Source organism: Nioella nitratireducens, from assembly GCF_001879715.1.
Classification (GTDB): Bacteria; Pseudomonadota; Alphaproteobacteria; order Rhodobacterales; family Rhodobacteraceae; genus Nioella; species Nioella nitratireducens.
In genome coordinates this window covers 218,102-226,972 of the sequence record NZ_MNBW01000008.1, presented here as the reverse complement: position 1 = coordinate 226,972, position 8,871 = coordinate 218,102, and the positions used below count along the sequence as shown (strand labels likewise).

The 8,871-nt window shown below is 63.4% G+C and carries 8 protein-coding genes; 3 read left to right on the top strand and 5 right to left on the bottom strand.

The features are described 5' to 3' along the window. Positions 1-314 precede the first annotated feature (314 nt). The 3 genes from msrQ to BKY27_RS10290 all read right to left on the bottom strand — a co-directional run bounded on the left by msrQ (position 315) and on the right by BKY27_RS10290 (position 3,414). Positions 315-923, bottom strand: a complete 609-nt coding sequence (gene msrQ / locus BKY27_RS10300) for a protein-methionine-sulfoxide reductase heme-binding subunit MsrQ (RefSeq protein WP_071674381.1) — start codon at positions 921-923, stop codon at positions 315-317. 7 nt (positions 924-930) lie between these two features. Then, positions 931-1,854, bottom strand: coding sequence for a protein-methionine-sulfoxide reductase catalytic subunit MsrP (gene msrP, locus BKY27_RS10295; protein WP_071674380.1), 924 nt, complete (start codon positions 1,852-1,854; stop codon positions 931-933). A gap of 72 nt (positions 1,855-1,926) precedes the next feature. Then, on the bottom strand, positions 1,927-3,414 hold the full coding sequence (locus BKY27_RS10290; protein WP_071674379.1) for an FMN-binding glutamate synthase family protein: 1,488 nt from the start codon (positions 3,412-3,414) through the stop codon (positions 1,927-1,929). A gap of 273 nt (positions 3,415-3,687) precedes the next feature. Here BKY27_RS10290 and BKY27_RS10285 point away from each other — a divergent pair, with 273 nt between their 5' ends. After that, positions 3,688-4,170 (top strand): fasciclin domain-containing protein, encoded by a 483-nt coding sequence (locus BKY27_RS10285; RefSeq protein WP_071674378.1) that lies wholly within the window; start codon positions 3,688-3,690, stop codon positions 4,168-4,170. Positions 4,171-4,242: 72 nt separating this feature from the next. On the opposite strand, the gene clpB is transcribed toward BKY27_RS10285, so the two are convergent. Next, complete coding sequence (gene clpB, locus BKY27_RS10280) at positions 4,243-6,858, bottom strand: ATP-dependent chaperone ClpB (protein ID WP_071674377.1); 2,616 nt, start codon at positions 6,856-6,858, stop codon at positions 4,243-4,245. A gap of 225 nt (positions 6,859-7,083) precedes the next feature. Between clpB and BKY27_RS20140 the strand changes: the two genes are divergently transcribed. Continuing rightward, positions 7,084-7,260: a hypothetical protein gene (locus BKY27_RS20140; RefSeq protein ID WP_158514974.1), complete on the top strand. Its 177-nt coding sequence runs from the start codon at positions 7,084-7,086 to the stop codon at positions 7,258-7,260. A gap of 217 nt (positions 7,261-7,477) precedes the next feature. Beyond that, entirely contained in the window at positions 7,478-8,167 is a 690-nt protein-coding gene (pyrF, locus tag BKY27_RS10275; protein ID WP_071674376.1) for an orotidine-5'-phosphate decarboxylase, read from the top strand. Here pyrF and BKY27_RS10270 read toward each other — a convergent pair. After that, the gene (locus tag BKY27_RS10270) at positions 8,164-8,787 is read right to left on the bottom strand and encodes an NAD(P)-dependent oxidoreductase (protein ID WP_071674375.1); all 624 of its coding nucleotides are present in this window, start codon (positions 8,785-8,787) and stop codon (positions 8,164-8,166) included. The two genes, pyrF and BKY27_RS10270, sit on opposite strands and share 4 nt — an antisense overlap. Between the last annotated feature and the right edge of the window lie 84 nt (positions 8,788-8,871).

The window sequence follows — 8,871 nt, the reverse complement described above, 5'->3', positions numbered from 1 at the left end:
AAACCTCGCGTCTCCGCATCAGCCCCGCCAGCGACCCGACAGTGCATCTCTGCGCCGCCGGTGAAGGGGCTTTTACGGATACCTCCCAGAACCCGCAACCCCCCTTTTACATTTTCTTCGCATTTTTCCCAATACGATGGAAAAAATACATGTTTACAAGGCGTTGCTGGGGAAAGCCCCCTCGGCGGTCGGGCCGCCGCACCGGCGCCTGCGCCTATCTCGTACACGACTCATCAAAGGCCGGATCTATATCTTGGGGCCAGACGCAGCCGCCCCCCAGCGTCTAGCAAAAACCCAGGTCTCAGACGTCCGACTCAGGCATTGCGCGCCCGGCGACGCGGCAGCCAAAGTCCGCGGGAAGCCACCAGCAGAATAGCGATGGAGAGGTAGACCAGCGACTGCACGGTCCAGACCTTTTCCTGCATCACGAAATGCACCCCGCCGAGGATGACCGCCGGGTAGACCAGCCGGTGCAGTTGCGTCCAGCGGGCCCCCAACCGGCGAATGGATGCCTTGGTCGAGGTCGCGGCCAGCGGTACCAGCATGGCGAAGACCACCATGCCGATGGTGATGTAGGGACGCAGGACGATGTCCTCGGCGATCTGCGGCCAGAGGAAGGACATGTCCAGCGCCAGCCACGTCAACAGGTGCAGACAGACATATATGAACCCCAACAGGCCAAGCGGGCGGCGAAACTTGATCAGGTTCAGCCCCGCATAACGCCGCAGCGGTGTGATCAGGAGCGACGCGAAGAGGAACTTGAGCGCCAAGACCCCCAACTCGTGCTCCAAGGCCTTGATCGGTTCCGGCCCCAGCCCGCCATTGATGCCGAGCCAGAGGAGCCACGCGGCCGGGATCAGCCCCAGAACGTAAAAGGGCCATTCCGGTACCCGCCGGGCGGTCTGGTTGATGCGGTCGATCATGAGAGCCTCAGTAATATTCCGACAGGTCCATGCCCTCGTACATCGAGGCCACGTCATCCTCGTAGCCATTGAACATCAGCGTGGGCTGACGGCTGGAAAACAGCCCGCCGCCGACGCGGCGTTCGGTGGCCTGGCTCCAGCGGGGATGGTCCACGTTGGGGTTCACGTTGGAATAGAACCCGTATTCGCGGGCGTTGATCATGTTCCACGTCGTCTCGGGCTGATCCGCGACAAGGCTGATACGGACGATCGACTTGATCGACTTGAAGCCATATTTCCACGGCACGACCAATCGGATCGGCGCGCCGTTCTGGTTCGGCATCGGCTCTCCATAAAGGCCGGTGGCCAGCAGGGTGAGCGGGTGCATCGCCTCGTCCAGCCGCAGCCCTTCGCGGTAGGGCCAGTCGAGGATATTGCGGCGCTGGCCCGGCATCTCATCGGGGCGATAGACGGTTTCGAACGCCACGTATTGCGCCCCGTCCTGCACGCCGACACGCGTCAGCAGGTCAGCCAGTTCAAACCCGTTCCACGGCACCACCATCGACCACGCCTCGACACAGCGAAAGCGGTAGATGCGTTCTTCGATGGTCTGGCCGTCCAGCAGATCGGCAAGGCTATAGGTGCCGGGGTTGTCGACCATCCCGTCGATCTCGATCGACCACGGGTCGGTGGTCAATTCATGGGCATAGTTCGACGGGTCGGTCTTGCTGGTGCCGAATTCGTAGTAGTTGTTGTAGCTGGTGATATCTTCAAAGCTGTTCGGCTCCAGCGCGTCTTGCGCATGGGCCGGGCCACCGATCAGGCCAGACCCAAGCGCCGCGCCGGTTCCAACCACTGCCCCGGCCCCGGCCATCCACTGACGGCGATTCATGAAGATCTCTTTCGGGGTCACGTCGGTCCGCGTCAGCGGCGAGCGATAGCGATATGCCATGGCGTCCTCCTGTTCGTTGTAGCGCCAAATCTGAATGACAAATGGGGCACAACGAAGCAAAAGCAGGAAAACTCACGGAGTTGTTTGAATGTCGTGACCACGGGGAAAAACTTCGTGCATGGGGTGCGACGTGCCATCCGCCCCCATCAGCCGCACATGGCGCCGCCGCATCAGGCGCGGCTCTGTTACCCCTACAGAATGGGCAATTGTCTCGACTTCCTTGATGACAGAGCGCGCATAAAGGGCCACGCGGTCCTCCTTCACGGCCACCACCAGCCCCTTTTGCAGGCGGGGATTGTGGGTCGTGATGCCGGTCGGACAGGTGTTCTTGTTACATTTCAGGGCCTGAATACACCCAAGCGCGAACATGAAGCCGCGCGCGGATGTTACAAAATCGGCCCCTGCGGCCAGCGCCCACGCCACATCGCCGGGGTTGATAAGCTTGCCCGAGGCCACGAGGCGGATTCGATCCTTGAGCCCGTGACGGTCGCGCAGGTCTGACACCATCAACAGGCCCTCGCGGATCGACATGCCCACAAGGTCCATCAGCGGCATGGGCGAGGCCCCGGTGCCGCCCTCGCCGCCATCGAGGGTGATGAAATCGGGGGCGCTGTCATCGCCGCGTTCGCAGATCAGGGCGAACAGGTCCTCGAAAGGCTCGGCCCCGCCGACAACAGTTTTGATTCCGACGGGCTTGCCCGTCACCTCGCGGATATGGGCGATCATGTCGAGCAGGTCGCCGAACGTGTCGATTTCCACATGCCGGTTGGGCGAAAGACTGTCAGTCCCCGGATGAATCCCCCGGATCTGCGCGATCTCGGGCGTGACCTTGGCCCCCGGCAGGATGCCGCCCTTGCCCGGCTTTGCCCCCTGCGCCAGCTTCAACTCGAACATCTTAACCGCGTCATGCGCCGCGATCTCGCGCAGCTTGTCGTCGTTGAGCGTGCCATCCGGGTTGCGCACCCCGTATTTCGCGGTGCCGATCTGAAAGACGATGTCGCAGCCCCCCTCCAGGTGATAGGGTGACAACCCACCCTCGCCGGTGTTCATCCAGATCCCGGCTGTCTTGGCTCCACGGCTCAGCGCCTCGACCGCCGGTTTCGAAATCGCGCCATAGCTCATGCCCGAGATGTTGAAAAAGGAGGGCGCTGCAAAAGGGTGGCGCGCGGTCGGTCCGATCTGCATAGGCTCGGTCGAGGCATATTGATTGTCCAGCGGCGGAAACGGCGCGTTGACGAAAATCGCGGTGCCCGGAATAAAGAGATTGCGGGTAGAGCCGAAGGCCAACGTGTTCGATCCCCCCTCCGAGGCATGGTTCACCCAATCGCGCTGTGCCCGGTTGAACGGCATTTCCTCGCGGTCCATGGCAAAGAAGTATTGGCGGAAGAATTCACCCAACGTCGAAAACAGATGCCGGAACCGCCCGATCACCGGATAGTTGCGGCGGATGGCATCCTTGGTCTGCACCCGGTCATAGATGGCCAGCACCAAGGCAATCAGAACCAGCGCCCCGACCGCGAACAGAAAGACCTGCGCCAGAAACTCCACGAACAAAAACATCGAATGCCGTCCCTTGCTATATTGCCTGTGCCGACTGTGCCCGCCATGTCCGCCGCTGGCAATGCGGCGTGGCGCGGGGCAGTCGCCGATCACGCCCACAACAAGAATTTGTTACTGGAAACCTGAAGACAACGCGGCTTAGGGCACGGTTTGAATTTGGCAAGACCGGCACCACGCCCGGCCGCCTCTTTACCAAGCTCCCCCATGCTCCATCTGCCTCGCAAGCCCGGTGATTGGCCGGGTGAGGACAGGACCAACATTAAGGAGCAAGACATGTTTCGCCGTAGTTTTCTAAGTTTCGCCGCCGCCACGATGATCGCCGCACCGGCCTTTGCCGGCGGGCATTCGATGGACATCGTCGATACTGCCGTGGGCGCTGGCAGCTTCAACACGCTGGTGGCTGCCGTTCAGGCCGCCGGTCTGGAAGACACCCTTCGCGGGGAAGGTCCGTTCACCGTTTTCGCCCCCACGGATGAGGCCTTTGCCGCCCTGCCCGAAGGCACGGTGGAAAGCCTGCTGATGGAAGAAAACCGTGACCAACTGGTCGCCATCCTGACCTACCACGTGGTACCGGGCGCCGTGATGTCCGGCGACCTGATGAACGGCATGACGGCCACCACCGCGCAAGGCAGCGATATCACCATCGGCACGATGGACGGGGTCACAGTGAACGGTGCCAACGTGGTCACAGCCGATATCGAAGCCTCGAACGGCGTGATCCACGTGATCGACGCAGTGTTGATCCCCGAGATGTAAGATCATCCCCCATGACGCAGAAAGCCCCCGTCCAACCGAACGGGGGCTTTCCTTTGCGGCTATTGCAGGGCGTTAGTGAACCACGGCATCACCCGGCGCGGGCCGGTTCGACGCCGACACGCGGTCGCCCACGATCAGACCATCGGCCCCGGCACTGACATGCACCGTCGCGCCGTCCAGAATGTCGCCGCCAAGGATCATCTCGGCCAGCGGATCTTGCAGCGCGCGCTGGATCACACGCTTGAGCGGACGCGCCCCGAACACCGGGTCATAACCCTCGTCGGCCAGCCACTTGCGTGCGCCATCATCCAGATCGAGCGCGATCTTGCGCTCTGCCAAACGCTTTTCCAACCGGCGCATCTGGATCTTGACGATCCCGTCCATATCATCCCGGCCAAGCCGGTCGAAGATGATCGTCTCATCCAGACGGTTCAGGAACTCGGGCCGGAAATGCGCCCGGACCGCATCCATCACATCGCGTTTGGCATCGGCACTGTCCGAGCCGTCGGGCAACTGGCTCAGCGCCTGTGCCCCGAGGTTCGAGGTCAGCACGATAAGCGTCTGCTTGAAGTCCACGGTGCGGCCCTGACCATCGGTCAGCACCCCGTCGTCAAGCACTTGCAACAGCACGTTGAACACGTCCGGGTGGGCCTTTTCGACCTCATCGAACAGCACGACCTGATAGGGCCTGCGCCGCACCGCTTCGGTCAGCACTCCGCCCTCGTCATAGCCGACATAGCCCGGAGGCGCGCCGATCAGGCGGGCGACGGCGTGTTTCTCCATGAACTCGCTCATGTCGATCCGCACCATCGCCTGATCGTCGTCAAACAGGTATTCGGCCAACGCCTTGGTCAGCTCGGTTTTCCCCACACCGGTCGGCCCGAGGAACAGGAACGAGCCCAGTGGCCGGTTCTCGTCCTGAAGACCCGCCCGCGCGCGGCGCACGGCGTTCGACACGGCCTTGACGGCGGTCTTCTGACCGATCACGCGCTTGCCGATTTCGTCCTCCATGCGCAACAGCTTCTCGCGCTCGCCTTCCAGCATCTTGGACATCGGAATGCCCGTCCAACGCTCGACGACCGCCGCGATCTGTTCGGGGCGTACGGCCTCTTCGACCATGACATCCTCTTCCTGGCTTTCCGCCACGGCAAGGTCTTTCTCAAGCTGCGGGATCACGCCATAGGACAGTTCCCCGGCACGGGCCAAATCGCCCTGCCGCTTGGCCTGATCCAGCTCGGCACGGGCTTGGTCCAGCTTCTCTTTCAGCCCGCGCGCGCTTTCCAGCTTGTCGCGTTCCGATTGCCACTGGGCCGTCATCTCGGCCGATCTCTGTTGCAGTTCGGACAGGTCTTTCTGCAACTTCTCCAGCCGGTCCTTGGACGCCGCGTCATCCTCTTTCTTCAGGGCTTCAGCCTCGATCTGCTTTTGCAGGATATCGCGGTCCAGCGCGTCCAGCTCCTCGGGTTTGCTGTCTACCTCCATCCGCAGACGGCTTGCGGCCTCGTCCATCAGGTCGATGGCCTTGTCCGGCAGAAAGCGGTCGGTGATGTAGCGATGGCTGAGTTGCGCCGCCGCCACCAGTGCCGCGTCGGAAATACGCACCCCGTGGTGCAGCTCGTATTTCTCCTTGATACCGCGCAGGATCGACACGGTGTCCTGTTCGGTCGGTTCTTCCACCATCAGGGGCTGGAACCGGCGTGCAAGGGCCGCGTCTTTCTCAACGTATTTGCGGTATTCATCCAGCGTGGTCGCGCCGACGCAGTGCAGCTCGCCCCGCGCAAGCGCCGGTTTGATCAGGTTCGCGGCATCCATCGCACCATCGGATTTGCCCGCGCCCACAAGGGTGTGCATTTCGTCAATGAAAAGGATGATCTCGCCAGCGGCTGCCGTGATCTCGTTCAGGACGGCTTTCAGCCGTTCCTCGAACTCACCCCGGTATTTCGCCCCGGCGATCAGTGCGCCCATATCCAGCGCCATAAGCGTCTTGTTACGCAAGGATTCCGGCACGTCGCCATTGACGATGCGCAGCGCCAGACCTTCCGCAATCGCCGTTTTACCGACGCCGGGTTCCCCGATAAGCACCGGGTTGTTCTTGGTCCGGCGGGAAAGCACCTGCATCGCGCGGCGAATTTCCTCATCCCGGCCAATAATGGGGTCGATCTTGCCCTCACGCGCCGCTTCGGTCAGGTCGCGGGCGTATTTCTTCAGTGCTTCATAGCTGTCTTCAGCCCCGGCACTGTCCGCCGTGCGGCCCTTGCGCAGGTCGTTGATGGCAGCGTTCAGCGCCTGCGCATTAACCGCACCCGCATCCAGCGCGTCCTTGGCCTTGGATTTCACCATGGCCAGAGCGGTCAGCATCCGTTCGACGGCAACGAAACTGTCGCCCGCCTTCTCGGCCAGTTTCTCGGCCTCGGACAGCACCTTGGCGGTCTGCCCGTCCATGTAAAGCTGCCCGGCATCGCCGGTCACTTTCGGCAGCTTCGACAAGGACAGCTCCAACGCCTCGCTCACCCGCTTGGCGTCGCCGCCGGCACGGTTGATAAGGTTGGCGGCCATCCCCTGATCGTCGTCAAGCAAAGCCTTCAGCAAATGTTCGGGAACCAGCTTCTGATGGTCTTCCCGCTGCGCAATGGTCTGCGCGGCCTGAAGGAAACCGCGCGCGCGATCGGTGAACTTCTCCAAGTTCATCACGTCTCTCCTTTTCTCAAGCGCCCGCCCTTCGCCCTGCCCGACCACGCGGCACAGGGACTTTCGCGAGCCTCGGTAGATAGATGGGGAAGCCTTTCGGCCTTCACAAGATCGAGAGCAGAGAAAGCGTTTTGAAATTTGGTCGCATGGTGCCACAGATTTTTTTGAACCCGCCGCCCGCGCCCTGCGACACATCTCTGAACCCGCCGATTGGAGCGCCGCAAAATGACCCGCCTTGCCCTGACCCATGTCGCCTACGACGCCCGCCGCGCCTGCTTTCGCGCCGAGGCCCTTGTCGATGATACCCGGCGCGTGTCCTGCCGCTGGCACGGACCGCAGGGCGCCAGCTTTCCCCGCATAGCCGATGGCCTCGCCAAGGAGGCCCGTCGCCACATGCGGTAAAGACCCCTCCCCAAAGGCGCGGCCGCCTGCCCTGTCCCTCTCATAGGCCGCGCCCCAGCCAGGTGGACCCCGTCCCTCTCGGTCCCCTGCTGCCCGGCCCGGTCGCGCCTGTCCCGTCGCGACCGGGCCGATTTCCGTTTCCGACAGGGACCGCCATGGACAGAGAGTCCTTTGCCCACTAAGCATCGCGCGACCGCAGCCCATAAGGATCCCCGAGATGAGTGATGACCGCCTGATCGCCGCGCTGGACGTGCCCAATGCCCTTGCCGGACTGGAGCTGGCCAAGACCATTGGCGACGCCGTGAGCTTCTACAAGATCGGGCTGGGGATGCTGACCGGCGGCGGGCTGGCGCTGGCGATGGAGCTCAAGCAGGATCACGGCAAGCGCATCTTCCTCGACATGAAGCTCTTCGACATCGGCGCGACGGTCGAGGCGGCGGTGCGCGGGCTGGCGCAGTTCGATCTCGATTTTCTGACCGTGCATGGCGACCCCCACGTGGTGCGCGCCGCGAAAGAAGGCGCGTCGGGCAAGGACCTGAAGATTCTCGCCGTGACCATCCTGACCTCGCTGGACCGCGCAGACCTCGACGCGAGCCTGATCAAGCCGGGCGACGTTCAGGATCTGGTGCTGGAACGCGCCGCGAAGGCATTCGGGGCGGGGGCGGATGGCGTCATCGCCAGCCCGCAGGAAGCCGCCGCTATCCGCGCGCTGCCCGAGGCGACGGGCCGTCTGATCGTGACCCCCGGCGTGCGCCCGGCGGGCGCGGCGCTAGGCGATCAGAAGCGGGTGGCGACGCCCGCTCGGGCCATCGGCGACGGGGCCGATCACATCGTGGTCGGCCGCCCGATCTGGCAGGCCGCCGACCCGCGCGCCGCGGCCGAGGCGATCCTGGCCGAGCTGTCCTAGTTGGCGACCTGAAAGGCCGTTCCGCGCCGTGTGCCGGTTTCGACCTCGTCCAGCAGGGCGACGGCGTAGTCCTCGGCACTGATCGTGCTGGGGCTGCCGTCGGCGGCGACCATCGCCTCGCGCCATCCGGTCCGGTACTGGCCGGTCCTGTCGCCGGGCGCAATCAGGCTGGCGGGGGCGATGAACGTGTAGTCCAGGCCCTTGGGCGCAAGCCGCTCATAGGTTTTGCGCATGGCCTGCGCTTCGGCGCGGTAGGCGTCGGGCAGAATGTCGGCCAACGGCGCACCATCGGGCAGGTTCAGCGTGCCTGCACCTCCGACATGGATGATCGGCGTCCCCGCGGGGGCAAGCTGGCCCTCGATCACCTCGGCGACCCGTTCCATATCGGCATAGGCATCGCCCGAGCTGCGCGGCGAGATCGACACGACCACCACGTCGGCAACCTTGGCGAGATCCGCCAGCCCCTCGGGCACGGCCATGTCCAGCGCCACCTTGGTCGCGCCATCGGCGATTGCCTCGGGGCTGCGGGCAGTACCGGTCACCGCGTGCCCGCGCGACAGGGCCTCGGCCAAGATACGGCTGCCGATCATGCCGGATGCGCCCAGTATCAAAATCTTCATGCGTTGATCCTCCAGGTTGGATAAGTTACGATCGGTAACCAGATACGCATTTGATATTTTCGGCGAAAGACGGTGTTTGCCGTC

What these genes read in the sequence shown, in the direction of transcription:
- BKY27_RS10290 (WP_071674379.1), bottom strand. Translation starts at nt 3,414, where the DNA reads ATGTTTTTGTTCGTGGAGTTTCTGGCGCAGGTCTTTCTGTTCGCGGTC.
- BKY27_RS10285 (WP_071674378.1), top strand. Translation starts at nt 3,688, where the DNA reads ATGTTTCGCCGTAGTTTTCTAAGTTTCGCCGCCGCCACGATGATCGCC.
- BKY27_RS10270 (WP_071674375.1), bottom strand. Translation starts at nt 8,787, where the DNA reads ATGAAGATTTTGATACTGGGCGCATCCGGCATGATCGGCAGCCGTATC.
- BKY27_RS20140 (WP_158514974.1), top strand. Translation starts at nt 7,084, where the DNA reads ATGACCCGCCTTGCCCTGACCCATGTCGCCTACGACGCCCGCCGCGCC.
- msrP (WP_071674380.1), bottom strand. Translation starts at nt 1,854, where the DNA reads ATGGCATATCGCTATCGCTCGCCGCTGACGCGGACCGACGTGACCCCG.
- msrQ (WP_071674381.1), bottom strand. Translation starts at nt 923, where the DNA reads ATGATCGACCGCATCAACCAGACCGCCCGGCGGGTACCGGAATGGCCC.
- pyrF (WP_071674376.1), top strand. Translation starts at nt 7,478, where the DNA reads ATGAGTGATGACCGCCTGATCGCCGCGCTGGACGTGCCCAATGCCCTT.
- clpB (WP_071674377.1), bottom strand. Translation starts at nt 6,858, where the DNA reads ATGAACTTGGAGAAGTTCACCGATCGCGCGCGCGGTTTCCTTCAGGCC.